General features: G+C 50.4%; 29 protein-coding genes. 9 read left to right on the top strand and 20 right to left on the bottom strand.

Annotated features, from left to right (window positions below; translation table 11 throughout):
• The first annotated feature begins 125 nt into the window (after window positions 1–125).
• The gene (locus tag DSM465_RS0104600) at window positions 126–824 is read left to right on the top strand and encodes a helix-turn-helix transcriptional regulator (RefSeq protein WP_029760726.1); all 699 of its coding nucleotides are present in this window, start codon (window positions 126–128) and stop codon (window positions 822–824) included.
• Between the two features lie 162 nt (window positions 825–986).
• Entirely contained in the window at window positions 987–1,229 is a 243-nt protein-coding gene (locus DSM465_RS0104595) for a DUF2626 family protein (RefSeq protein ID WP_008879854.1), read from the top strand.
• 30 nt (window positions 1,230–1,259) lie between these two features.
• Here the strand turns inward: DSM465_RS0104595 and DSM465_RS0104590 are convergent, their stop codons facing one another.
• Entirely contained in the window at window positions 1,260–2,387 is a 1,128-nt protein-coding gene (locus DSM465_RS0104590; protein ID WP_029760724.1) for a class I SAM-dependent methyltransferase, read from the bottom strand.
• A gap of 231 nt (window positions 2,388–2,618) precedes the next feature.
• A complete protein-coding gene (locus DSM465_RS0104585; protein ID WP_029760723.1) occupies window positions 2,619–3,251 on the bottom strand; it encodes an MBL fold metallo-hydrolase in 633 nt (210 codons plus the stop codon).
• Window positions 3,252–3,430: 179 nt separating this feature from the next.
• On the opposite strand from DSM465_RS0104585, the gene DSM465_RS18780 reads away from it, so the two are divergent.
• Window positions 3,431–3,607: a DUF2759 domain-containing protein gene (locus DSM465_RS18780; RefSeq protein WP_008879857.1), complete on the top strand. Its 177-nt coding sequence runs from the start codon at window positions 3,431–3,433 to the stop codon at window positions 3,605–3,607.
• A 35-nt stretch (window positions 3,608–3,642) separates the two neighbouring features.
• On the opposite strand, the gene DSM465_RS0104575 is transcribed toward DSM465_RS18780, so the two are convergent.
• The 4 genes from DSM465_RS0104575 to DSM465_RS0104560 all read right to left on the bottom strand — a co-directional run bounded on the left by DSM465_RS0104575 (window position 3,643) and on the right by DSM465_RS0104560 (window position 7,645).
• A complete protein-coding gene (locus DSM465_RS0104575; RefSeq protein ID WP_011887806.1) occupies window positions 3,643–4,806 on the bottom strand; it encodes a M14 family metallopeptidase in 1,164 nt (387 codons plus the stop codon).
• Between the two features lie 103 nt (window positions 4,807–4,909).
• Complete coding sequence (locus tag DSM465_RS0104570) at window positions 4,910–5,863, bottom strand: ROK family glucokinase (protein WP_008879859.1); 954 nt, start codon at window positions 5,861–5,863, stop codon at window positions 4,910–4,912.
• A gap of 7 nt (window positions 5,864–5,870) precedes the next feature.
• On the bottom strand, window positions 5,871–6,083 hold the full coding sequence (locus tag DSM465_RS0104565; protein WP_008879860.1) for a YqgQ family protein: 213 nt from the start codon (window positions 6,081–6,083) through the stop codon (window positions 5,871–5,873).
• A 98-nt stretch (window positions 6,084–6,181) separates the two neighbouring features.
• The gene (locus DSM465_RS0104560) at window positions 6,182–7,645 is read right to left on the bottom strand and encodes a spore germination protein (protein ID WP_029760722.1); all 1,464 of its coding nucleotides are present in this window, start codon (window positions 7,643–7,645) and stop codon (window positions 6,182–6,184) included.
• A 124-nt stretch (window positions 7,646–7,769) separates the two neighbouring features.
• Between DSM465_RS0104560 and DSM465_RS0104555 the strand changes: the two genes are divergently transcribed.
• The gene (locus DSM465_RS0104555; RefSeq protein ID WP_029760721.1) at window positions 7,770–8,639 is read left to right on the top strand and encodes a hypothetical protein; all 870 of its coding nucleotides are present in this window, start codon (window positions 7,770–7,772) and stop codon (window positions 8,637–8,639) included.
• On the opposite strand, the gene DSM465_RS0104550 is transcribed toward DSM465_RS0104555, so the two are convergent.
• The 6 genes from DSM465_RS0104550 to rpmG all read right to left on the bottom strand — a co-directional run bounded on the left by DSM465_RS0104550 (window position 8,636) and on the right by rpmG (window position 12,346).
• Window positions 8,636–9,796: a rhomboid family intramembrane serine protease gene (locus DSM465_RS0104550; RefSeq protein WP_029760720.1), complete on the bottom strand. Its 1,161-nt coding sequence runs from the start codon at window positions 9,794–9,796 to the stop codon at window positions 8,636–8,638. The two genes, DSM465_RS0104555 and DSM465_RS0104550, sit on opposite strands and share 4 nt — an antisense overlap.
• An 8-nt stretch (window positions 9,797–9,804) precedes the next feature.
• Window positions 9,805–10,542, bottom strand: a complete 738-nt coding sequence (locus DSM465_RS0104545) for an HAD family hydrolase (protein ID WP_011887811.1) — start codon at window positions 10,540–10,542, stop codon at window positions 9,805–9,807.
• 7 nt (window positions 10,543–10,549) lie between these two features.
• Window positions 10,550–10,729, bottom strand: a complete 180-nt coding sequence (locus tag DSM465_RS0104540) for a hypothetical protein (protein ID WP_029760719.1) — start codon at window positions 10,727–10,729, stop codon at window positions 10,550–10,552.
• Between the two features lie 75 nt (window positions 10,730–10,804).
• Window positions 10,805–11,581, bottom strand: coding sequence for a DUF92 domain-containing protein (locus DSM465_RS0104535; protein ID WP_029760718.1), 777 nt, complete (start codon window positions 11,579–11,581; stop codon window positions 10,805–10,807).
• Entirely contained in the window at window positions 11,571–12,140 is a 570-nt protein-coding gene (locus DSM465_RS0104530; RefSeq protein WP_029760716.1) for a 5-formyltetrahydrofolate cyclo-ligase, read from the bottom strand. Before DSM465_RS0104530 ends, DSM465_RS0104535 begins: the two co-directional genes overlap by 11 nt.
• A 56-nt stretch (window positions 12,141–12,196) precedes the next feature.
• Window positions 12,197–12,346: a 50S ribosomal protein L33 gene (gene rpmG, locus DSM465_RS0104525; protein ID WP_008879868.1), complete on the bottom strand. Its 150-nt coding sequence runs from the start codon at window positions 12,344–12,346 to the stop codon at window positions 12,197–12,199.
• Between the two features lie 150 nt (window positions 12,347–12,496).
• Between rpmG and DSM465_RS0104520 the strand changes: the two genes are divergently transcribed.
• Window positions 12,497–12,847, top strand: coding sequence for a sigma factor-like helix-turn-helix DNA-binding protein (locus DSM465_RS0104520; RefSeq protein WP_011887815.1), 351 nt, complete (start codon window positions 12,497–12,499; stop codon window positions 12,845–12,847).
• A complete protein-coding gene (locus tag DSM465_RS0104515) occupies window positions 12,844–13,281 on the top strand; it encodes an aminodeoxychorismate lyase (RefSeq protein WP_011887816.1) in 438 nt (145 codons plus the stop codon). Before DSM465_RS0104520 ends, DSM465_RS0104515 begins: the two co-directional genes overlap by 4 nt.
• A gap of 49 nt (window positions 13,282–13,330) precedes the next feature.
• On the opposite strand, the gene phoU is transcribed toward DSM465_RS0104515, so the two are convergent.
• The 8 genes from phoU to sodA all read right to left on the bottom strand — a co-directional run bounded on the left by phoU (window position 13,331) and on the right by sodA (window position 22,206).
• A complete protein-coding gene (gene phoU, locus DSM465_RS0104510; protein WP_011887817.1) occupies window positions 13,331–13,984 on the bottom strand; it encodes a phosphate signaling complex protein PhoU in 654 nt (217 codons plus the stop codon).
• A 23-nt stretch (window positions 13,985–14,007) separates the two neighbouring features.
• Window positions 14,008–14,790 (bottom strand): phosphate ABC transporter ATP-binding protein PstB, encoded by a 783-nt coding sequence (gene pstB, locus DSM465_RS0104505; RefSeq protein ID WP_029760715.1) that lies wholly within the window; start codon window positions 14,788–14,790, stop codon window positions 14,008–14,010.
• A gap of 101 nt (window positions 14,791–14,891) precedes the next feature.
• Window positions 14,892–15,761, bottom strand: a complete 870-nt coding sequence (gene pstA / locus DSM465_RS0104500; protein WP_008879873.1) for a phosphate ABC transporter permease PstA — start codon at window positions 15,759–15,761, stop codon at window positions 14,892–14,894.
• A 3-nt stretch (window positions 15,762–15,764) separates the two neighbouring features.
• Window positions 15,765–16,718, bottom strand: coding sequence for a phosphate ABC transporter permease subunit PstC (pstC, locus tag DSM465_RS0104495; protein ID WP_011887818.1), 954 nt, complete (start codon window positions 16,716–16,718; stop codon window positions 15,765–15,767).
• Between the two features lie 85 nt (window positions 16,719–16,803).
• Window positions 16,804–17,766: a PstS family phosphate ABC transporter substrate-binding protein gene (locus DSM465_RS0104490; RefSeq protein WP_029760714.1), complete on the bottom strand. Its 963-nt coding sequence runs from the start codon at window positions 17,764–17,766 to the stop codon at window positions 16,804–16,806.
• Window positions 17,767–18,001: 235 nt separating this feature from the next.
• Window positions 18,002–20,101: a peptidoglycan D,D-transpeptidase FtsI family protein gene (locus DSM465_RS0104480; protein ID WP_029760713.1), complete on the bottom strand. Its 2,100-nt coding sequence runs from the start codon at window positions 20,099–20,101 to the stop codon at window positions 18,002–18,004.
• 77 nt (window positions 20,102–20,178) lie between these two features.
• A complete protein-coding gene (locus DSM465_RS0104475) occupies window positions 20,179–21,471 on the bottom strand; it encodes an MFS transporter (protein ID WP_029760712.1) in 1,293 nt (430 codons plus the stop codon).
• A gap of 120 nt (window positions 21,472–21,591) precedes the next feature.
• Window positions 21,592–22,206, bottom strand: a complete 615-nt coding sequence (gene sodA / locus DSM465_RS0104470; RefSeq protein WP_008879878.1) for a superoxide dismutase SodA — start codon at window positions 22,204–22,206, stop codon at window positions 21,592–21,594.
• Window positions 22,207–22,390: 184 nt separating this feature from the next.
• Between sodA and DSM465_RS0104465 the strand changes: the two genes are divergently transcribed.
• The 3 genes from DSM465_RS0104465 to ispG all read left to right on the top strand — a co-directional run bounded on the left by DSM465_RS0104465 (window position 22,391) and on the right by ispG (window position 25,038).
• Window positions 22,391–23,164, top strand: coding sequence for a DUF1189 domain-containing protein (locus DSM465_RS0104465; RefSeq protein WP_011887820.1), 774 nt, complete (start codon window positions 22,391–22,393; stop codon window positions 23,162–23,164).
• A 354-nt stretch (window positions 23,165–23,518) separates the two neighbouring features.
• A complete protein-coding gene (locus DSM465_RS0104460) occupies window positions 23,519–23,830 on the top strand; it encodes a type IV pilus assembly protein FimV (protein ID WP_029760710.1) in 312 nt (103 codons plus the stop codon).
• A gap of 83 nt (window positions 23,831–23,913) precedes the next feature.
• A complete protein-coding gene (gene ispG / locus DSM465_RS0104455; RefSeq protein ID WP_008879881.1) occupies window positions 23,914–25,038 on the top strand; it encodes a flavodoxin-dependent (E)-4-hydroxy-3-methylbut-2-enyl-diphosphate synthase in 1,125 nt (374 codons plus the stop codon).
• Window positions 25,039–25,089: the final 51 nt, after the last annotated feature.

Below are 25,089 nucleotides of genomic sequence, written 5' to 3'. Positions count from 1 at the left end.
AAATTTTTCGTGAACATTTTTTGAATTTTGTCCGACTCGCCGCCAATAGTGACAAAAATCATTCCTTGCTTTGACCCATTTCATTATAATAACCGTATCAATGATTTATTTAGGAGGGAAACCCGATGGAACAAACGTTAAAAATTACAAACGTGCTATCTGACCCAACAAGGTTTCATATTTACGAATACATGGCTAAAATACACCGCGAAGTTTCGGTTCAAGAGATCGCCGAAAAATTCCACATCCATCCGAACGTTGCCCGTCTTCACTTAACAAAACTTGAAGATGTTCGCATGGTCGTATCGGATACGCAAAAAACGGGAAAAGGCGGACGTCCGAGTCGATTGTACCGATTGTCGGACGAAGTAGTCGGGCTGTACTTTCCGTTCCGTGATTACAAGCTTTTGGCCCGCATCGCCATTCAAACGATGGCCAAACTTGGTCCGGTCGGGCTTGAAGCATTGCGTGAAACGGGAAAACAATTTGGCTATGAACTCGTTGCCAACCGTCTGCCGCATAACAGATCAACAAGTGCGCTTACCTTGGAGGAAAAAATCCGCATCATGGAAGAAGCAGCTGAAGCGGCCGGATTTCTTCCGCAAATTCAATATGAAGAAGACGAACAAATGCTTTACCTCGACATTTTCAACTGTCCGTTCAAAGAAATCGCCGTACAGCAACCGGATACCGTTTGCGGAATGCACCATGCTTTTTTAGAAGGAATGGTGGAAGCGCTGTTTGCCGATGCCAAAGTGAATGAAACAGAAAATATGATGAACGGCAGCCGCCGTTGCGCCTACCGCATCGCCATCCGCCCGTAGCAGCGGTCCTTCTCCCCTTTTTTCTTCATACGAGGGTGGCTGTTTGACGGCAGGCGCCCAATCTTTTTCTTACAGCCTGTCCGAAAGCGTTATTTACATTCCCAACTATTGTACATTATAATAAGTAAGGACAACTGGATTGCATAAAAGGAGGGATACATAATGGATCGCATGTTCCGCGTGCTTGCCTTTTGGACTGGCATTTTCGCCGTCATGTTTTACCTCGGCCATATGCATACAACCTCGCTCATCTTCTTTGGCCAAACGGTGTTTTTCTTGTTCCTTGGCTTTTTAAAGCTGACCGAAAGAATGTACATTTATATTTTCGGGGCATATTTAACGATTTTCTTTGCTGCGTTCACGTATTGGACAACATTTATGATGGTACCCGGCATGGGCGAATAAAAACAGGCAGATCCCTCTGCCTGTTTTTCTTTACGGCAAAAACTCCGGCGCCGCCCAAATATCCAAGGCGGAAAGCCTTACTCCTTTTTGATGAATGAGCACATCAAAAAAGCGGCTGATGCCGTCATCGGTAATAAGCGTGCGGATCATTCGGTTTTGTCGACTCGCCGATGAAAACAACTCCGCGCTTTCGGAAACGACCCATTCGTTTAAGAGACCAGCCGCTAACAAAAACCGATCTTGGCGGACGAACGCCACTTCCTCCCACCCGGCCCGCCGGGCGTATAAACGAAGTGCATCCCATTGCACATGGGACGTCAAGTCCATCTCTCCCGGATGACAGAGCGGGTCTGAAATGAGCTGATGGCGGAAATAGCCGCGTAAACTCCCGTGCCGACGCGTTGGTGCCCCCAGCTGTTCATCCGTGTAACCGTAATCGATTGTTACCATCACTGCTTGACGGAACAGCGGGCTGATTTCGAGCCAAAACTGTTTCATCGCCAACGGCACTTCCAACCGCTGACCTTCGGAGAGAGCCAAACCGCGCTCATCCAAATAATGAATAATGTCCGGATTTCGAAGCGGTGCTTTTTCCTCAACGAGCCGACCGTTGCGGGCGGCGACAAAACATTCGTACAAAACACCCTGTTCCTTTGTGATGACATGGACTGGAAATGCATCAAAAAATTCGTTGCTAAACACAATGCCGGAAAACGGCCCGCACTCATCAAGCCAACGAGAAATAGTGTCATATTGTCTCACTCGTTCCGCAACCGGACGCAGCGTTTCCTGTTGGCGCCGGCGGTGAAACGGACTTTGGTCGATGATCGTATACGACAAATTTTTATATGTATGCGGGCTTTTTTTCTTCCATTCTTCCAATACGGCCAGCGCTAGACGCCCGTCTCCGCCCCCCCATTCGCAAACAGCCGGCGGCAGCCCTCCCTGTTCTACAAGTCGGATCAAAAACGAAGCAAGCGCTTTTCCAAACGCCGGCGCCAAAGAGCTGTTCGTGAAAAAATCGCCTTCCTTTCCTATTTTCTCCCGTTCACGCGTGTAATAGCCGAAACGTTCATCATAAAGGGCCATTTGCATATAATCCGCATATGACACTCGTCCGTCCGGCGCTGCGGCAATTTCCTTGTACAGTCGCTCCATCATTCATTCCTTCCTCAAGGTTTCTTGTTTTTTACTATTGACATAGTAAAAACAATCGTATATCGTTATATTAGTAGCTCAACTATATCCCCTCCCATGATGGTGAATAGAACATCCCCCGAAAACCCTTCTTGGCACGACTAAGGAGGGTTTTTTCTGTTTTTACAGGCAGACGGTCGTCTGCCTGTTTTTCATGATGCGAACATCGTTTAACTCCATGCGTTGCTTTTCTTATGAAAACCCATGCAAAAACGGATTTGTGTCCATTTCTGCGCCAATCGTCGTCTCCGGCCCATGGCCAGAGAGGACAATCGTCTCCTCAGGCAGCGTGAGCAACTCGTCATGAATGCTGTTTAGCAGCTGTTGATGATTGCCGCCTGGCAAATCGGTACGCCCAATGCTGCCGGCAAACAGCACATCACCGGAAAATACAATTTGCGCTGCTTCGCAATAATACGAGACACTGCCCGGTGAGTGGCCCGGCGTTTCGCGGACGTCAAACACAAACGGGCCAATCGTCAGCGTCGTCCGCCCTGCGATGCATGTCGGTTCGCAGCGGACAACGACCGGAGCCCCAAAATAAAGCGAGCTATTTAACGCTGGATCTTGTAGCCACTGCTTTTCGTTTTCATGCAAATAGACTGGAACATCCCAGCGGGCGAGCACATCTGGAATGCCGCCGATATGGTCAAAATGGGCGTGCGTCAATAAAATTGCCAACGGCGTCAGCTGTTTTTCCTCCATTCGGCGAACGAGCGCTGCTCCTTCCGCTCCGGGGTCAACGATGACGCATGAGCCGTCTTCGGCTGACAAAAGGTAAGCATTCGCCTGAATTGGGCCGACAGGAATGCGCGTCCATTCCATAACCGTTTCCTCCTTTATTTGGCATGGCCAATGCATGTTTAGCTTTATTTTACTGTTTTTTCCCACACGATGAAAGGAAAAAATAAAAAGGGAATGGACCTCGACAAATGGAAGAAAAAAGATTACAATGAAAAAGAATGGACTCGTTTGTACATACTGTTTCATGAGGAGGGAAAACGATGGGTACAGTGATTATTTTCGCGCTCATCTCGTTGCTGGCCCTTTATGGAATGCTTCGGACGTTGCGCGAGAAAAACGTGCTCGGGTTTTTGTTCGGACTTGGAACGGCGGCTGTATTCGGCTGGTTTACGATCATGACAATTTTGCATAACGGAATTCCGACCGGCACACATTAAAAAGGCAAGAGGCAAATCGAGCCTCTTGCGTTTTTTTACGCCATTTTGAGCGTTGCTAAGAACAGGCCGAGGGCCTCTTGGTAAATTTGCGCAAATTGTGAGAGCGGCAGCGGATTGACGCCCTCTCCGAGCTCGACCGTATAGCCACGCCGCTTCCACATCTGAATGAACCAATCGCGATAGCCAGCATGGCTGTCAATGTAGCGGATAGCCTTGTATCCGCTTGCTTCCGCCATCGCCTTGACGGTCGCTTCCGCTTCGAATGGTTCCAATCCTTCATATCCCCAGTAAATTTCTTTTCCTTGTGTATGAAACGCGACAACCATGGCAAAATCGCTTGTTTCCGCCAACGCTGCCATCGCCTTCGCCTCCGGCTCAGTGAGGGGGGCAAAGCCTGGAAAATCACGCGGTGCCGGTGCTTTTGGCGGTTTGCGAGCCTGTTCAATTTCCCAGCGAGCCGGAAATTGATTGTTTAAATCAACGCCGCGAATATTCGCTTTCCATTGTGAAAAATCGAGCGAACCGCCGTTGATGCGGACGACGTCGTTTCGGTATGTCTCCTCTTCGGGCGGGCCGTTAAGCACGAGGTTGACACCATCCGGGTTGACCATCGGCACGATCGAAAGGGTAACTTTATGGTAATATTCAAGCACCCGATGGCCAGCAAGCACGGCATCATCGACAAGCGCTCGTAAATAATCATCAATGAGCGCCATTAACACCGCCGTTGTAATCCACTCATTAGCATGGAATGATCCGTTCATATGGATGCGCACGGGCCCACGGCCAATTTGCAGCTCGACAAGCGGCAAGCCGAGCACACTATGACCGATCGTCCGTCGGCGCACAAATGGATAGCAGCGAATAATCGCTTCAATATCTTCGGCAAGAGCGGCAAAATCATAAGGCTGGGCGCGACGGACAACAGGGGAAATGATCCGCTTCGGCAACGGTACTGTTCCGTTGATGACCGCCATCGCCCCCGGCAGCCGCTGCAGCGCCTCGACCGGCAGCGACAGGCAGCTAGCGAGCGCTTCCCACGTATCCATCATGTCATATCCTGGAATAGCAACCGTCTGTCCCGGGCATAGCCTTCCCTTTTCAACGTGCAAATTGGCGTCCATGATTAACTCGGTCGGCACACCAAACCATCGCCCATACTTCTCAAACGTATCTCCTGGCCATGCTTGAATGTGCATGCGCCGTCTCTCCTTCCTATTCTTCTATCTCCAACATATGTCAATGGACGCCAAAAAATGAAAACAACGGCTTGCCGCCATATGGCAGCCAGCCGTTGTTGTTTTAGGCACCGGCAAGCGCTTTGGCCAGCCAGGCGCCGCCGATGACACCCGCATCATTGCCGAGCGTCGCCAAGGCGATCTCAGCTCCAGCAGCGACGCGTGGAAAAGCGAAACGACGGAAATGGGTGGTCACATGCTCAACGAGTATATCGCCTGCTTTCGAGACACCGCCGCCGATGACGATTTTCTCCGGATTGGTTACATTGGCGGCGTTCGCCAACGCCAAACCGAGGTAGTGCGTCACTTCGTCAACGATTTGTAGCGCGAGCGGATCACCTGCTTTGGCGGCATCAAACACAGCTTTGGCGGTGACCTCTCCGCCGCGCAGCACGCTTGGCTGCTCGTCAGCGGCCAGTTTTTCGTTAGTGATCCGCACGATTCCGGTCGCCGACGCAATCGTTTCAAGACAACCGGTTTTTCCGCAATTACATGGCGCGCCTCCATCGACGACCATCGTCATATGGCCGAGCTCCCCACCGGCACCGTTCGTCCCGCGCACGATGGTGCCATTGGAGATCACACCGCCGCCCACGCCGGTGCCGAGCGTGACAAACAGCAAATGGCGTGCACCGCCCCCAGCTCCTTTCCACATTTCACCGAGCGCAGCGATATTGGCGTCGTTATCCACAGCCACCGGCAACATTGTTGCCGCTTCCAATTGCTGTTTCAAAGGATAATTCGTCCACCCTAAGTTGATGGCCTCATACAGTGTCCCCGTTTCCTCTTGCACCGGCCCCGGGGCGCCGATGCCGATTGCGAGCAATTGCTCTTTCGTCGCATTAAGCTTGACGAGCGTCTCATCAAGCGACCGGGCAATATCAGCGACAATATGCTCCCCGCGATTCGAAATATTGGTTGGGATCTCCCATTTATGCACGATATCGCCGCTAGTTGTCACAAACGCCATTTTGATCGTTGTACCGCCAAGATCAATACCTACCAACCATTGTTGCATTTCGTCCTCATCCTTTTGTCATTCGTTTTTCTCGCTCGATTTGCGCTTCATGCCGCAAAATGAATAGTGCGGCCTGCAACTGTTTGGCATCGATCAGCTGGGACTCGTACAGTTCTTTCACTTCCTCTTCCATCAACTCTAAATCGGCAAGCCGGTCGCCGACATAAATAATCGTGCCAAACTGTTTAAGTAACTGTTGCACATCATATACTGTCTTCATCGTCTTCTAAGCTCCTTTTCTCTCTTTTTAATGTAGCGGCAAACCACCGTGACAGTCAAGGCAAAAAAATGCAGGCGCTGCTTCTATCAGCGCCTGCGTTAACGATCGGGGTCGCGCGGATGGAGAATAGCCGGCCGCCGGTTTTTCAACGGCATCGGCGAACGGATGAGCACATCACGCATCCCCCGGTAAGAAAACGGGATAAACGGCCATAAGTATGGAATGCCAAATGACGACATTCTGGCCAATGCAATGATCCAAACAGCAATGCCGAGCACATAGCCAAACAGGCCGAACAAGCCCGACAAAATGAGCAAAGCAATACGGACGAGCCGGTTTGCCAAACTCATTTCATAGCTCGGCGTTGCAAATGTGCCGATCGCAGCAACCGAAAAATATAAAATGACCTCATTGGAAAAGAGACCAACTTCTACCGCAATGCCGCCGATCATGAGCGCGGCGACAAGGCCAAGCGCAGTGGCCAGCGAAGACGGTGTATGAATGGCGGCCATCCGCAACATATCCATCCCCACTTCAATCATAAGAAGCTGGGCAAAAAGTGGAATATCACCTAAATTCGCCTTTCCTAAAAATTGCAACGCCCCCGGCAACAGCTCCGGCTCTGTCATGAACAAGTACCAAAGCGGCAACAAAAACACCGACGCCCAGACAGCTAAAAAACGGACAAGCCGCAAATACGCTCCGACGATCGGCTTGTTCCGATATTCTTCGGCATGCTGCAAATGATGCCAAAACGTCGCCGGAGTAATCATGACGCTTGGCGATCCGTCAACAATGACAAGCACATGCCCTTCATACAAATGGGCGGCCGCCGTATCGGGACGTTCCGTATAGCGGACAACGGGATATGGATTCCAATGCCGCCCAGAAACAAACTCCTCGACCGTTTTTTCCGCCATTACGAGTCCGTCCGTGTCAATGGCGGCGATCGATTCACGAACACGGCGAACCAGCTCCGGATCGGCAATTTCCTCGATGTAGCAAATACAAATATCGGTTTTTGAACGACGCGCCACCTGCACATATTCCATGCGCAGCGACGGGTCGCGGACGCGGCGGCGGATGAGGGCCGTATTAAAGACGATCGTTTCCACGAAGCCATCGCGCGCCCCGCGCACCACCCGCTCGGTATCCGGTTCTTCCGGTCCGCGCACCGGATAAGTGCGGGCATCAATCAAAATGATATGTTCAACCCCATCAACGACGAGTGCTGTCGGTCCTGCAAGCACCGCGGCGGCTGCTTCTTCGAGATCGTCTGTTTGCCCGATTTCAACGTAAGGAAGATGTGTCTTTAACAACTTCTCGAGCGGATGGTTTTTAAGTTCATGTTCTTCAAGACCAGATAAATATTCCATTAAATAGTGCAACATATCATCTTTGACAAATCCATCAATCATAAACAACGCCATGGCCCGGCCGCCATACTCAACGTCAAGGCGAATGACATCAAAACTTTTGTCGACCCCAAGCCGCTCCGATAAGTAAGCAGCATTGTCATGAAGGCGGCGGGAGGCTGGTTGTTTTGGCACTCGTTTTTCCATCATCATCCCCTGCAGCTCGTTCACTATATACTCCTCATCATAGACAATGAAAAGGAAATTCATACATAAATGTTCCTTGCGATGCATATATTGGTGACAACCTTGTCCAATCCAGGAGGATGTCATGAAAAGATGGGTGATCGTTGCCGCGCTGCTTGTCGTCATTATGGCCGTCGCGGCTCCTCTCTTCTCGTGGTGGGAGCGCCATCGCATCGTGGAAACGATCAAATTTTTCCCGCTCGACCGTGAAGCGGTATTCACCGAAGCGAAAACAACGCTTGTGCTCGGCGCCAAAAAAGAGCGCGAACGCTATACGTTGCGCTGGTCAACCACCTCGACGTTAAATCGCCGCGCTTATTTGCGACAAGATATCTCCTTGCTGTTTGCCGATGGCCGATTAATTGATGTGTTATCCAAATGGGAAACGGATGTGGATACGATCCGGATGGAGAAGACGGTGATGACGCATGACAGCCGTTTCTTCCAAGCGATTACGTTCCATCATGGCGAACTGCATAAAGGGGAAGTCATTACGAGCAGCCAGACGATGTCAAGTACGTACTTATATGTCATCGACTCGCCGTACTATCCGCTCACATCGTTCCGGCGGCCGAAAACAGACGACGAGCGCGAATGGCAGCGCGTCTTAAACAAAGCGGCCAACGAGTTTCTCCGTCATAAAGCAGACGAGTTGCTAGATTATTTTTCCTTATCCAAAGACGACTATTACGCTCTTTATTTGCCAGAGTTGGTTGCCTATACGGAACAGCCGCTGCCCGGCTTATCGACAGCAAAAACGCAAACGATGATCGGCCGTCTATGGGAAGGGTTATACAAGTCGTATGTGCTAGGCATAAAAAAAGAGGATGGTTCCATCCTCTCGCCAATCGGCAGCACGATGCCGCTCATTTTGATTCAAAAAGATTATCGTAGAATCCTCATCTTGCTAGAGGCGAAAAACGGCGAAAAAGTGATGCTTATCCAAGTCCCTTAGCGAAAACCAAGCCATAAACCGGCGGCGGCCAACAACGCGGCAACAACCAACGCCTTCATCTGTCTTCCCCAAGCGGCACGCTTCGGTAAATGGACAGCGCCCGCGGCCAAAAAGCCACCGACTAGTCCGCCGATATGGCCGGCGTTATCAATGCCAGGGACAAGCAGACCAAACAGTAAGTTCACAACAATTAAGCTGATTACGTTCATCCCCATTGTGCGAAAAAACAAGTGCCGATATACCGTACCGAAATAAAGAAGCGCCCCAAACAATCCAAAAATGGCGCCAGACGCCCCGGCAGAGATAGAAGGGGTAAACAAAAAACTCGCTAACGTCCCAAAAAAGCCGGCTGTTGTATAAATGAGCAAAAATCGAAGCGAACCATACAGCCGTTCAACCGTTATTCCTAAATAATATAAAGCGAACGTGTTGGTCAGCAAATGCAAAAACCCGATATGTAAAAACATCGGCGTTAAAAAGCGCCACCATTCCCCCATTTCAATGAGCGGGTTAAACTTAGCGCCATAACGGATTAAGACGCTCGGGTCCGTGCTGCCGCCGCTCCATTCGAGAATGAGAAACATCACCACTTGCACGACGATCAACAGCCTTGTGAACAAGGGCTTGCCGTATTCAAAAATGCGGCGTTCTTCTTCCTGCTCACGGCGCCATTCCGTTAGCACTTCATATTTCAAACGCTCGGCGGTGGCAAACGGGTCGGCTCCCTCCGTGAGCGGCTCCGGTCGGATCGTGGCGCCGGTCATGTCCGCAAGGCGCGGCAACATCTCAGCTGTGTTGCTGCTATGAATGAGAAGCGTATGAAACGCGCCATCCGCTGGCTCGGAAAGTGGAAGCGGTTCATCTACAAGAAATTCCCAATCGTCGACCGGCGGATACGCCATCACATATACATTGACGACATGGCCTCCTTTGCCGATTTTTCGTCCATTCATTTGCCGGACAAATTGCCATGTATACTCGATATCGAGGCGCAGCGACCGGCTCCAATCAAAATCGGCGCGCACAAGACGGACAATCGTCGGACGCCGCCAGTGGCCCGATTCAAGCCATATTTCATCGCCGCGCTCAGACATCTGTGCGATGCGGTAGCCGCTATGGATTAAAAGACGAACAAGCTGCCAAAACAATACATCCATCGTTCCGATCACGTTCTCCTCTCCCTTTCTCCGACGAGGCCAAGCCCATTGAGCAGCAAGGCGGTCAATTCGCCGACCGTCCGGCACACTGGGACGGACGAGCCGGTGGGAGCCGGTTGCCGCGGTCGAAAATACACAGCCTCCCAACCGGCGCCAAGCGCTCCCTCTACATCCAATTTCCACGAGTCGCCGACATATACCGGCTGCTTGGACGGTTGCTTGTTTCTAGCATAGTGAAAAATCGCCGCCTCCGGTTTTTTATACCCAACTTCTTCAGAAATAATCACGGCATCGCCGCGGAAAAAGTTATGAAGACCGCAGGAGGCCAGTTTCCCGCGCTGAATGGCACCGCTGCCGTTCGTAATAACCCCCAGCGGCACGTTGGCTGCGCGCAATTGGCAAAGCAAATCGGTTATGCCCGGCAAGGCGACAGCAAACCGGCTGACTACCCCGTCAAAATACGTGTGAAACCGGTCGGCCATCTCCTCGTCCGCTTCGATTTGGCAGGTGCGCGCCGCATCGAGAAAGCGGAGCCGACGGTAAGCACGACGCGTCAACGCTCCGGCTTCGTAGTCGGCCCAATATCGGTCGCACGCCTCTTTGAAAATGGGAAACCAAACAGAAAACGAAACGGGAGCAGCCGGAAAAAAGCGATGAAAACAATGGCGGATGGCGGCGCAAAACGTCTGTTCATAGTCAATGAGCGTCTCATCCACATCAAACCAAACGGCTTCCCACCGTTTCATCGCTGCCTCACGGGCGCAACATTTGCGAGACAAGAACACCGCGTACCGCAGGAATGTTGAGCGCAAACCGGATGAGCTGTTTTCGCAGCGACGGAATGCGCAATGCCCAGTCGGCCATCCGGTAACGGTAACGGTAGGCAAGCCATCCGGCAGCAACGACCAATAGTGAATACGCCCATTTGTTCATTGGTGCTCCCCCTTCATCATATGATACGTTCGTTATTCTTTTTCCCTTTTTCTCCTTAATTATGAAGCGCATTCATCAGCGCACGAACACGAACGCAGCGGCGAGCACCGCGCCAATGATCGACAACGCGTTGACTGCATCGTTGTCAAGCCAACGCCATCCTTTCACATGGATCGTCCTTTGCCCACAATGCCATTTCCGTTCTGTGGCTGCCCCACATACTAGGCAGCGGTAGGCGGACTGCCAAGCGGCACCAAGCCATGTGTCCAGCCAGCTGCCGAACCAGCCGAACAGCGCAATCGTTAAAAATGGCGTAGTATGCAGGAAATGTGCACCGGCAGCAGCGATGAACAGCGCCCCAGCGAGGGAAGCAACCGTGCCAAGGAGCGTCACCGCTCCCGAAGTGCCAGCTTCCACCGGCCGAAAGCTCGGCCATGCCCGCGGCGGCCGTCTGCTCAAGGCGCCGATTTCCGATGCCCACGTGTCAGCGTTCGCTGCTGCGACGGCAACAACGAACAGCTCATTCCATACCGGATCAGGACGTAACAGCGCCAACAGCGCCAAAACAGCTGGCATTCCGCCGTTGGCAAGCACCTGGACAGCATCACGCCGCCCACCTTTGGCCAATTTTCCAGCCATCTTTGCTTTTTTCCTCTTCCCGGCGTTGCTAAAGAAGCTGGAGCTGGCAAAAAAGAGCCCTAACAACCATAATCCGCCCCAAGAAAAGCCGCATCCGACCAGCGTGCCGACGACAACGGTCGCCGCTGCCCCTGAGACAGACAGCGACCGCAATAGCCATCCGCCACCAGCTGCGATGACAGAGGCAGCCGCATACCACCATTCATGGCCCACAATGAATAACCCCTTGATCAGTAATCATAAACTCGACCGGCACATCGTGATCCTCGACAGGAATGTCTTCAACCACTTGAAACGAATAGGCGAGCGCCGCGGTCGTCGCCGTTATCCCCTGCAAATACCGGTCGTAATACCCGCCCCCATAGCCGATTCGGTAGCCGGTTTTCGTGAAACATACGCCTGGAACGATGATGAGATCAAACTCATCGTGGCCGAGCGCCGTTGTTTGTTCTTCGATCGGCTCGAGCAGTCCGGCATACGCCTTCTCAAGTTGGGCGAACGATGCAATTTGCCGGAACGTCATCGTTTTTGTCATTGGATTGCATTTTGGCACACCGACCGTTTTTCCTTCTTGCCAAGCTCGTTCGATGATCGGCACAGTGTCCACTTCCGTCTCTTTTGCTATCGTGATGGCAACGACTTTGGCCTCTTGCCATTGCCGCCACCGGTATAAATAAGCAGCAATTTGCCGATCATATGCCTGTTTCTCGGCGGGTGAAAGCTGCCGAAGGCGATCAACCATCCGGCGGCGCAGTTCCCGTTTGCAATCCATCGTCTTCCCCCTTTTCAGCATAAAGATAAAAGCAGCAGGAATGATCTTCCTACTGCTTACTTCGTTTCACGGTGCAACGTGACCTTGCGATCCCGCGGGCAATATTTTTTCAGCTCAAGACGCTCTGGATTGTTGCGTTTATTTTTGGACGAAATGTAATTGCGTTCGCCGCATTCTGTGCATGCTAATGTAATGTTCACGCGCATCTTTTTCCCTCCAAACGTGCTTTATATAATCAGACCTTTCTATGATAGCATTTTTTTGTGGTGATTTCCACCTCTAAATTTTATCTTTTTCAATAAGACTGGCCACAAACAAAGATTGATATGATATAGTGAAAAAAGGAGGGATGGACAATGGTAGAATACGCAGTCATCGCTTTAGCGGTCTTATCGATTCTTTTGCTCATCATCTCGTTTTTTGCCAAAGACGAATTAAAACCGCTCGAAGAACAAATCGAGCAGTTGACCGTTTCGCTCGCCCAAGAAACGTACCAAATGAAAAAGCGACTGCAAGTCATTGAAGAAGAGCTGCTTATCCCCGAGCGCCGGCGTTCAGCTTCACCTCGCCGTGGCGGAGCATTATCGGCGACCGATCGACGCGTCTTGCTTTTACATAAACAAGGGTTTCCTCTCGATGAGATCGCGCAAGAAACCGGCTTGACTGTTCCTGAAGTCGAGCGGACGATAAGGAGATTGCAGCGATGAGAAAGCGGACGATACGTTCTTTCGCCTTTGGCTTGCTTGTTTCGACGTCGATTATCGGCGCCGCATATTACACTTCCCCTCCGCCTGAGTCGACCGATGTGGACGTCAAGGCGTACCTTCAACAACATGAGCTCGTCGCTGTTACGAAGGACGAATACGACAAGCTCTTAAGCACCCAATCGAAGGCGTCGGTCGAGCAGCCGCCGAAACAATCGGTGCAAACCGTTTATGTGTACCGCCTTGTGATTGAAAAAGGGGATACGCCGGAAACGTTCGCCAAAGAGCTTGAGGCTGCCCACATCATCGACAGCGCTCGCTCGTTCAATGACTATTTGCAGAAGCGTGGGCTGGCGCATTTGATCCGCCCCGGCGCCTACAATGTGCGCAGCGATATGGATTATGCGGCGATCAGCCGCCTCATTACCAGCCCATAATTCAGCCAAAAGGAGGCGCCTACCAGGACGCCTCCTTACATTTATACTGTCAGTCATTCAAGTCGTAATGCTTCCCTTTGACAAGGTAAATGAGATGTTCAGCAATATTGGTCGCATGATCCGCCGTCCGCTCCATATATCGAGCGACGAGGGCAAGCACGTTCATTTGCGCCAGCGCCTCTTTGTCCGTTTTCTCCATCTCAAGCAACGACTTCATCAGTTCTCCGTACTGTTCATCGACTTGATGGTCCATATCGGCAATTTGTGCAGCCAACGACACATCTTCCTGATCGTACGCAGCAATCACCGTCGATACCATGTCTGTGGCCAGGCGATGCATCAACACGAACGGGCGAATATCAATCACAAACGGCTGGCCGCCGATGCGGATGCATGCCTTAGCGATATTCACAGCAAAATCGGCGATTCGTTCGATATCGCTCGCGATTTTGATTGCGGCGACGATACGGCGCAAATCAGTCGCGACCGGCTGCTGTTTCGCAATGAGCCATAATGCGAAATCATTCACTTCCTCCTCGAGCTTATCAATTGAACCGTCTCCGTCAATGACCGCCATCGCCAACTTTTTGTTTTGCGTTTGAAACGATTCAATCGCCTGTTGCAATGCCACTTCTGTTAACCGTCCCATTTCGATCAACTTGTTATGCAACGCCCGTAAATCATCAGCAAACGTTTCACGCATTTCTTTGCTTGCCTCCTTTGTTTTTACCCGAAACGGCCGGTAATGTAATCTTCCGTACGCTGGTCGGCAGGATTCGAAAACAGCTTGCTCGTCTCTGCGTACTCAATCACTTCCCCGTTCAAGAAAAATGCTGTTTTGTCTGAAATGCGCGCCGCCTGCTGCATGTTATGGGTCACAATAATAATGCTGTATTGTTTTTTCAATTCTTGGATAAGTTCTTCGATTTTTAGCGTCGAAATCGGGTCGAGCGCCGAAGTCGGCTCATCCATTAAAATGACGTCCGGTTCGATTGCCAAACAGCGGGCGATGCACAGGCGTTGCTGCTGCCCTCCAGATAAACCGTAAGCATGATCGCGAAGCCGGTCTTTTACCTCATCCCAAAGCGCCGCCCCGCGCAAGCTTTTTTCGACAATTTCATCGAGCACTTTTTTATTGCGGATGCCGTGAATACGAGGACCGTAAGCAATATTGTCGTAAATCGATTTCGGAAACGGGTTTGGCTTTTGAAACACCATGCCGATTTGTGTCCGCAGCTGTTCGACTGGATAGGACGGATCAAAAATATTGCGCCCGCGGTAGGCAAGATGGCCGGCGATGCGGACGTTCGGCACGAGTTCAACCATTCGGTTCAACGTTTTAATATAGGTCGATTTTCCGCATCCCGATGGCCCGATAATCGCTGTCACTTTATTTTCGTAAATCGTTAAATGAATATGTTTTAGCGCATGGTGCTCTCCATACCATAAATTCAAATCTTTCGTCTCGTACACGACTCCTTTCGCTTCGCCACTCTCGGCCGTCGGCATCGCCGCGGTTGATCCGACAGTCAGGGGAGCAACCTTTGTTTCTTTTGTTTTTGTTGCCATCATCTTATCGGTCTCCTTTCGCTCATTTCCCGTTCATGAAATTAAAATCGCTTTTGAAATTTGTTGCGAATCAACACTGCGACCGAATTCATCATAATGAGAAAGCCGAGCAAGACGACAATTCCTGCGGCTGCCACATGTTGAAATTCTTCCTGCGGCCGCCCTGTCCAGTTATAAATTTGCAGCGGCATAACGGTAAACGTGTCTAACACGCCGCTCGGCAGGTAGGCGATAAACGTCGGAATTCCGAGCACCACAAGCGGTGCGGTTTCCCCGACAGCACGGGAAAGCGCCAAAATAGCCCCCGTCAGCATCCCTGGCAGCGCCGCTGGCAGCACAACCCGGCAAATCGTTTGCCATTTCGTCGCTCCCATGGCATATGAAGCTTCCCGCAACTGCTGAGGAACCGCACGGATCGCCTCTTGGGCAGCGACGACGATCACTGGGAAAACGAGTAAACTCATGGTCAATCCGGCAGCGAGAACACTGCGCCCAAGCCCGAGCTCACGGACGAAAATCGTCAATCCGAGCAAACCAAACACAATCGACGGTACACCGGTCAGATTGGAAATATTCGTTTGAATAAAAGCGGTAAATCGGTTTTTGAGCGCGTATTCTTCCAAGTAAATGGCGGTTCCGACTCCTAAAATAAACGAAACCGGTGCAACGATCATCATCAGCCAAAGAGAGCCGATCAGTCCGGACTTCATCCCAGCCTCTTCCGGCCGACGTGAAGGAAAGTTGTTTAAAAAATCGCCATCCAGCCAGCCAATCGCCTGCATAACGACATGGGATAATAACAACATAAGAGCAATTAACCCCAAAACGGTTGCGAAAAAGAAAATGGCTTGCAAGATGGCGTTTTGCACCAGCCTTCCTTTCATCCTCTTCGAAACGAGCAGTTTATCCATTTTTTAATACTCCTCCCTAAACCGACGGGAAATGTATTGCGCTAATACATTCATCACCAATGTAAAAAGAAAGAGTGTCATCCCGACCGCGTAAATGCTGTAATAAATCGTTGTCCCGTAGCCGGCATCGCCCGTTGTCACCTGGACGATATAAGCCGTCAATGTTTGAATCGACTTCGTGACATCAAACGTAAATTCCGGCGACGATCCGCCGGCTACCGCGACGATCATCGTTTCACCAACCGCCCGGGAAATGCCTAAAATCACTGAAGCGATCACTCCCGAAGCAGCGGCTGGAAGCACGACCTTAAGCGCCACTTCGAGCTTTGTCGCGCCAAGCGCAAGAGCGCCTTCGCGAATCGAATTCGGCACGGCACTCATCGCGTCCTCCGACAGCGAGGCAATCATCGGAATGATCATAATCCCCATCACAAGTCCCGGACTGAGCGCATTAAAAATCTCTAGGTCTGGAATGACGTTTTGCAATAACGGCGTTACGATCGTCAGGGCAAAAAAGCCGTAAACGATGGTCGGAATGCCCGCAAGCACTTCGAGTGCCGGTTTGATGATTCGCCGCGTCCGCTCCGATGCGTACTCGCTCAAGTAAATGGCCGAAGCGAGCCCAATCGGAACAGCAAAAAGCATAGCGATACCGGTTGTCAGCAACGTGCCGGTCACAAGCGGAGCCACCCCGAACGATCCGTGTTCCTCGTTCCACGGAAGCCACTCTTTGCTCGTGACAAACTCAACGATCGATACCCGGCGGAAAAATTCGATTGTCTCAAAAAGAAGGGTAAACAAAATACCAAGCGTCACGAGCACGGAGAGTGCCGCCAATGTAAAAAGGAGCTTGGGCGCGATCTTTTCCATCCTTTTCGGCCAATGTTGCCGCCTTTGATTTTCGACAATCATCTCCCGCACCGAGAACGGCTGTTCTTGATTCGTTGGAATCCCCATAAATCGAAAACTCCTTTCCGACATATTCCAACCGCAGTCACAAGTCTAGGCCGACAGACATCCGTTGTCGCCGGCCTAACGAAACTTATTTCAACCCTTGCAACGTTTCAAGTTGTTCCTTATACTTTTCCTCCGGCAGGCGGACATAACCGACTTCTTCGGCTAAATCCCCAGCTGTTTCCAACAAGAACTCCATGTAATCATACACTTGCGGTTTTTCTTTCAAAGATTTGACGTTCACATACGTAAATAGCGGACGCGAAAGCGGAGTATATTTTCCCGTCTCAATCGTCTCGTTCGTTGGCTCGATCGGACCGTTGCCGGCATCGATTGGCACAATCTTCAGCTTATCTTTATTTTCCAAGTAATACGCATAGCCGAAGTAACCAATCGCGTATCGATCCCCTTCGACTCCACGAACGAGGATATTATCGTCCTCAGAAAGTTGAGCGGTTTTGACCATTTCTTTTCCTTCAAGAATCACTTCATCAAAGTAGTCATACGTTCCGGAATCATGACCAGGCGAGAAAAATTGAATTTCCTCATCCGGCCATCCCGAGCGGATATCCGACCATTTTTTCTCCTTGCCGTCTTCCGTCCACATTTTTTTCAGCTCATCTACCGTCAAGTAGTCAACCCAGTCGTTTTCTTTATTGACAACGACAGAAAGCCCATCATAAGCGAGTTGAAACTCTTGAAATTCGATGTCGTTGGCAGCGGCTGCTTGTTTCTCTTCCTCTTTGATCGGACGGGAAGCGTTTGAAAAATCGCTTTCCCCTTTGCTGAATTTTTCAAATCCACCGCCCGTTCCCGACATGCCGACAGACACTTTCACATTCGGCTGTTCAGCCATATATTCTTCAGCGGCTGCCTCCGCAATCGGATAGACAGTCGAAGAGCCATCCATGATTACTTCGCCTGACAGTTCCGATGCAGACTCACCTTCGGCATCATTTCCCCCTGCTTTGTTCCCTCCGCCACAGGCGGCAACGAACACCATCATCCCGCTGAGCACACCGGACAACATGAGCCGTTTCCATTTGTTCATCGTTTTTCCCCCTACACCATTCGTTTTCTCTTACATGTCCTATCATAAGTGAAGGCTATTAACGAGGTTTAAACGGAATGTTAAGATTATATAAACTCCAATCGTTTTCATCAGATCGGTTCCCCCTCCTTAATACCTCCCCATTCGCCCATGTTCTAATGCTCTTTCGCCGAGCAAGAAAATAAAAAAAAGCCGATCCGACCGGAAAATATCCTGATCGAATCAGCTTCAATGGTCATTGTTCGTTTGTCTCTGCATCAGTAGCCGTCGTTTCCCCAGCCGTTCGTTTCGCCTTCAAGTCAAAATAAGCATCTAAAATGCGACGGCCGATCCGGTTGTTAATGCCATCGCTATCCCCCTGCGTCGCCCATGGGACAACGATAGCGAACGATACTTGCGGGTCGTTATACGGTGCATAGCCGACGAGTGTCAAATTGTATGTCGGATCATTGCGTCGGCTTTTAATCGGCCCATCATAAAACGCTTCGGCCGTCCCTGTTTTACCGGCTGGCTTGTACGAAGCATTGGCGAAATACGAATACGCCGTTCCGCCCGGCTCTTGCATGACACGGCGGAATCCTTCCTGCACACGTTGAATGTATTCAGTCTTCATATCAACGCGGTTTAAGACGACCGGCTCAAACTGTTGAATAGTCCGGCCAGGCGTTTTTCCGTCAATGGACGGATCGCGGATTTCTTTGACAAGGAGCGGCTTCATCCGGTAGCCGCCGTTGGCGATCGTTGAGACGTATTGTGCCAACTGCATTGGCGTATACATGTCATACTGACCGATCGACAAGTCAAGCAAAAACCCGCCGCGCGTACTTTGGCCTTGGAAACCGCCCAATTCGTTCGGCAAATCGATGCCGGTTTTCACGCCCAAGCCGAATTGGCTGAAATAATGGCGAATCGTCGTAAATGCATCTGGATTGATCTTAAGCGATTGATTCGGACGGTATGTACCGCCGCCAATAGCGATCGCTGTTTTAAACATATAAACGTTCGATGACTGCTTAAGAGCTGTCAGCTCATTAATGGTCCCCATCGTTTTCCAAGATTTTTTAACTGGAGTTCCCTTAATATGCAGCGGCTCATCCCGAATATACGTATTCGGATGGAGCACTCCCGTTTGGAAGCCGGTGAGCACCGTTGCCCCTTTCACCGCCGACCCCATCGCATAAGCTGACGTAATATTGCCGATGGCAAAGTCAACAAACTTGCCGTCTTGGAGCAGTTTGCCGGCCATCGCCAGCACTTCGCCTGTTTTCGGATTCATCATGACGACGAACGCCCGATCCAACAGTGGCGAACGCCCTTTCCGCTTCGTCGCCAAAATCTCTTCTTGGATAATTTGTTCCACTTTTTGCTGCAGCTCGGCATCGATCGTCAAAACGAGATCTTTGCCGCGCTCACCTGGGGACACTTGCTCAACCGAGACGATGTTGCCCGATTTGTCAACAATGTTTTTTACTTTCGCCTTTTTGCCGTGCAGCACTTCTTCATACTGCATCTCCAAGTAGCTTTTGCCGACGCGGTCGTTGCGACTGTAATCGCGGGCTAAAAAGTGGTCGAGCCGCTCGCGCGGGACGCCCTCATCTTCTTCTGTCACGCTTCCGAGCACAGAGCGAAACGTGTTGTCATAGATGTACTTCCGCTCCCAGTCAACGGTAGTGTTGACACCAGGCAGCTCGCTCAAATGCTCACTGACGACCGCATATTCGCGGTCAGTCACCCCTTTGCTTTTCACTATTTGCGGCGTCAGCGCATAACCGCTTTCCATCTCATGCTTAATGGCGATCACTTCAAGTTCTGCTTTGGAAATTTGCTCTAGATCTTGCTTCGTAATGCGATCGAGCGTCCACTCATACACTTTTTTGTCAATCTCTTTTTGCGTCAACCCTTGATCAGCGAACGCTTTTCGTTCTCGTTCGCTCACTTTCTTTTTCGCCTCGTCTGGGTGAGTCAAAATCCAATAGTCTTTCATATCGCGCTCGGTCACTTTTTCTTCTGCATCTGGAATATCGATATATTGGGCGAGCTTTTTCGCCACTTCCAATATTTCTTCCGGTTGGGTCGTTTTTGAGCGCGTGTACGTAATCGCTTTTTGCGGCGTATTATCGACGATCACCTGGCCGAACCGATCGTAAATTTTGCCGCGTGGCACCGGCGTGCTGACAATCTGATCCTGCGTCCGTTCCACTTCGCGGCGGTAATCCTCCCCATACACAATTTGCACGACGCCCAAGCGTAAAATCAGCGCCGAAAACAATAAAAAGACAAAGAAAAACAAAATGTTTAAACGAATCGGTACTTGCGCCCGCTTTTTCCGTTTCATCCCCCGGTCCTCCTTTCCCTCTCCCTATTGTAAAAGAAAAAGGCAGGCATGGCTAGGGAAAAACATGGGCAACCCTTTTACCCCGACGGACCGCCCCGTTCGCCGGCCAGTTTCGTCCGAAGCAGAAGCGGCTCTTGTCGATCCCGCTCCGGGTGGCCATCCGTGAAGCGAATGCGACGGACAAACCAGTAAATCACCAAATGTCCAGCCCCACACACAAACATGAGAACGCGAATGCCGATCTTTTCCCCGAAGAGTGCCATTGCCGCTAAAAAGGCTAAAATCGATGCCACCCTCCCAACGTTCAAAAACAGCTCGCGGACGACAATGTACTCAACACGCGCTTCTGCCGATTTCCAACTTTTACCTATCACGTCAAACGTTAACGATGAATACGGAACGAGCAAAAGCGGGTAAGCGATGGCGATCGTGGCAGCATAAATAATCAAGCGGGGGTAAGACGGCTGAAAGACAATAAGAAAAATGGCTGCATATAGCAACAGTCCACCTAATAAAATGGCTTTCATCCGATATTCCCGTTTCATCAGCCGGGAAACCGCATAATAGGCGACAAACGATGTAAATGAATTGACGAGCCCATACTTGCCAAGCGCCCATTCGCTGTTCGAGGTGACATACACCAACACCGAAATGACGAACACAAACGAACCTTCACGCAATCCTTGAAAAAAGTGCGCATTCGTAATGAGCCGCCAGTTCCGGTTTTTATTGCGTTCCTTTAAAATGCGAACAAATAAATATTTTCCCGCCGCTGTGCGACGTTTGAGAAAGAAGCTGAGCAGTACAGCGATAATAAACAAGCCAAGTGACAGCGAGAAAACGAGCGTATACCCTTTCAGACCGGCGAGCGATGAGATCATATAACCGGCGGCAATCGGTCCGATCATGCCGGCTGATGATGTCAGCACTCCGAAGAAACCGTTAAAAAAGTCGCGCGTCTCCGGTTCCGTAATTTCAAATGTCAACACGTTAAACGCCAGCCAATAAAAGCCATAGCCGATCCCCAACAGTGCGCCGAGAAAGAGCAAATATTGATGAGCGCGGGAACCAACAAGCAAAACGGTGACAAAAAAAACGGCTAAACACGACACCCCAAGCCGTAGGATGAGAATGCGGTCGATCTGTTTCGCCAGCCGGCCGGCGAATATAAACGTCAGCGGCTGCATGATGACGACCGCCAAATTATACAGCGCCAAGTCTCGAAAATCACCGGTCTGTTTCCATAAATAAATGTTGACAAACGTATTTGACAGCGATACAGCAAGCGAATAAAACCCACCGATAAAAAGAAGCAGCAGCAAATCACGGTCCACCCGTTCTTGGCCAGTCAATTTTTCAAATAATGACATCGCAAACTCCCCTTTTCATCTATCCGGTAGTGTGACCATTTCCGCTGCTGCTATGCACTTTTAAGTTAATGAAAAAAACGGGGCGACTCATTCGCCCCGCTTTTTTCATCGTGGATCTACTTATTTTGCTTTCGCTTCGCTGTATCGTTTCGCTACTTCGTCCCAGTTGACGACGTTCCAGAACGCCGCGATGTATTCCGGACGACGGTTTTGATATTTCAGGTAGTAAGCATGCTCCCAAACGTCCAAACCGAGGATCGGCGTTTTGCCTTCCATGATCGGCGAGTCTTGGTTCGGCGTGCTCGTAATTTCCAGCTCGCCGTTGTTGACGACAAGCCATGCCCAGCCGGAACCAAAACGGCCAGCAGCTGCTTTCGAAAACTCGTCTTTAAACGCCGCAAAGCTGCCGAATTTTTTGTTGATGGCTTCAGCCAGTTCGCCTGTCGGCTCACCACCGCCGTTTGGAGACAAAATCGTCCAGAACAGCGAATGGTTCGCATGGCCGCCGCCGTTGTTGCGCACTGCAGTGCGAATGCTTTCAGGAAGGGCTTCCAAATTGCTGAGCAATTCTTCAAGCGATTTGTTTTGCAAATCAGCGTGTCCTTCAAGCGCTGCATTTAAGTTCGTCACGTACGTGTTATGATGCTTCGTGTGGTGAATGGTCATCGTTTCTTTGTCGATATGCGGCTCGAGCGCATCGTACGCATACGGCAATGCCGGCAGTTCAAATGGCATGCAAATCTCCTCCTTTTGTTATGTAATGCGGACGTAGTGCCGTCCATGTAAAATTAGCTTACCAAAATTACCACAATGTTTCAATGAATTTGCTTGTCTGCTGATGGCCGAAAGCACTCACAGTTGAATTCCCTTTTCTCAACATATACAATGGAAAATGGAGAAAAGGAAAGGTGTGGCCATGATGAACGTATTTGTCCAATTATGGAAAAGTCTGTATTCCCCAAAAGATATCGCTCGTTTTCGATTTCAAGGGATTGGAAAAACAATTGGCTATTTGTTTTTACTGACGCTTTTATCCGTTCTTCCGACTTTTTACTATGCTTCGACGTCACTAGCCGAGAGCATTCGCACAACGAGCGCTTTGCTGCGTAACGACCTCCCGCCCTTTTCGATTGAAAACGGGGAGCTTCAGTCAGCAGCAACCGAACCGATCCATATTGACCAAGGCGGGTTTACAATCATTTTTGACAGCACGGGTGAAGTGACGAGAGAGGAAGTAGAGCGATTTCCAAACGCCATCGCTTTGTTGAAACATGAAGCTGTGCTCGTCGCCAGCCACCAAGCGCAGCATTACAGCTATGCGACTTTTCCCGACGTGACCATCACTGATGAAGATGTGCATACGTTTATCACCAGCTTGCAGTCACTTCTCCCCGTGCTTATTCCACTTTTCGGTCTTGTCTTATACGTGCTCGCCTGTTTGGGGAAATTCATCGGTGTGTGCGTATTCGCCTTGTTCGGTCTCCTTTTTGCCGGCATGTTAGACAAAAAGCTTCGCTACCGCCATACATGGATCATGGCAGCTTACGCCATTACGTTGTCGACCATCTTTTTTACTTTGATGGAAACTGTTCAAACGATCGTGCCTTACAGCACATTTATTCATTGGTTCGTTTCGCTCGCTGTCCTCTTTTTGGCCATTAAGGAAGTGCCGGCCGCGCGGGCGAACAGTTAGCCGCCAAGCCTATCCTTGGCGGCTTTTTTTATCCGTCCATTTCAAACTGTGCGATATCTTTCCCCCCACCATTTGACCGAGCCCAACGATCTTAATCCGATCTACGCATCGTCTCACGTTTCGCTTTTACATACAACATCGCGCTAACCGTCCCGACTGAGGAGAGCCAAATACTGACAAATAAACTCATTAGCTCATCTTTCCGAATGATTGCCTCATGACTGTCCTCGTCTCCTCTTCCATTATGTCAATCCATCTCAACGCCGCCTGAACATTTTGTAACGTTTTACGGAATAGCTCTCATATTTTGAACGGACAAGCATACATTTCATAAAAAAAGCGTTGGGGGATACAATGAAAAAGTGGTTTCTGTTGCTTATCGTCTTCCTTGTTGGCTATATTGCGTACAAAGATTTAACGGTCGGAACACTTCCAGTGTCATCGAAACCTCTGGCTGTTCAAGAGAGGACAAGCATCCCCGCCTATAAGATGGTCAAAATCAAAGCCGGCGACACGCTCTTATCGATTGCCGAACGCGAACAGCAAGGGCCGATCCCCGTTTCCATTGAGACATTGATTCGCGACTTTGAAAGGCTAAATCCTGAAGCAAAAGCAAATGCTCTTCAAATCGGGAAAACATACAAAATTCCGATATACGAAAAATAAACGTGGCGAATTTCTTGTCAATGCCCATCACTATTGATAAACTTAGTGCAGAAAAGCACTCGTTTTTAAAGGAGCGAATTTCCGTGAGTGAAATCATCCATCGTTCAAAAACAAGGCCAGTCCGCGTCGGGTCGCTGACGATCGGCGGCAACAATGAAGTCATTATCCAAAGCATGACAACGACAAAAACGCACGATGTCGACGCGACCGTAGCCCAAATTCACCGGCTTGAGGAAGCGGGCTGCCAAATCGTCCGCGTTGCCTGTCCGGACGAACGGGCGGCTGATGCCATACCAGAAATTAAAAAGCGAATTAACATCCCGCTTGTCGCCGACATTCACTTTGACTATAAATTGGCGTTAAAAGCGATCGAAGGCGGCGTCGATAAAATTCGCATCAACCCGGGCAATATTGGGCGCCGAGAGAAAGTCGAGGCGGTCGTCAAAGCCGCAAAAGAACGCGGCGTGCCCATCCGTATCGGTGTCAACGCCGGGTCGCTTGAGAAACGCATTTTGGAAAAATACGGATATCCTACAGCCGAAGGCATGGTGGAAAGCGCCTTATACCATATCCGCATTTTAGAGGAGCTTGATTTTCACGATATTATTGTCTCGTTAAAAGCGTCCGATGTGCGTCTCGCCATTGAAGCATATGAAAAAGCGGCGCGCACGTTTGACTATCCGCTTCACGTCGGCATTACCGAGGCCGGAACACTCTTTTCCGGTACGATTAAAAGCGCGGTCGGGCTCGGTGCCATTTTAAGCAAAGGCATCGGCAATACGATCCGTATTTCCTTAAGTGCCGATCCGGTCGAAGAAGTGAAAGTAGCGCGTGAAATTTTAAAAACGTTCGGGCTTGCCTCCAATGCGGCGACGCTCATTTCCTGCCCGACGTGCGGACGGATTGAGATCGATTTAATCAGCATCGCCAATGAAATCGAGGACTATATCGCCAAAATTAAAGCACCGATCAAAGTTGCCGTGCTTGGTTGCGCCGTCAACGGACCGGGTGAAGCGCGCGAAGCCGATATCGGCATTGCCGGCGCCCGTGGCGAAGGCCTGTTGTTCCGCCACGGCAAAATTGTCCGCAAAGTGCCAGAAGAGCAGATGGTCGAAGAATTGAAGAAAGAAATCGACAAGCTGGCTGAGGAATATTTTGCGAAACAAAAGGAAAAAGAAGCGGCTCTGAAAGGGAATGCCGTGGAGTAATCGAAACACGGTCAAAAGAACAAAAAAGGGCGTCCTCGCTTGAGGACACCC

Origin of the sequence: Geobacillus thermodenitrificans subsp. thermodenitrificans DSM 465 (assembly GCF_000496575.1) — a bacterium.
GTDB lineage: Bacteria > Bacillota > Bacilli > Bacillales > Anoxybacillaceae > Geobacillus > Geobacillus thermodenitrificans.
This window is presented reverse-complemented; position numbering and strand designations above follow the sequence as displayed.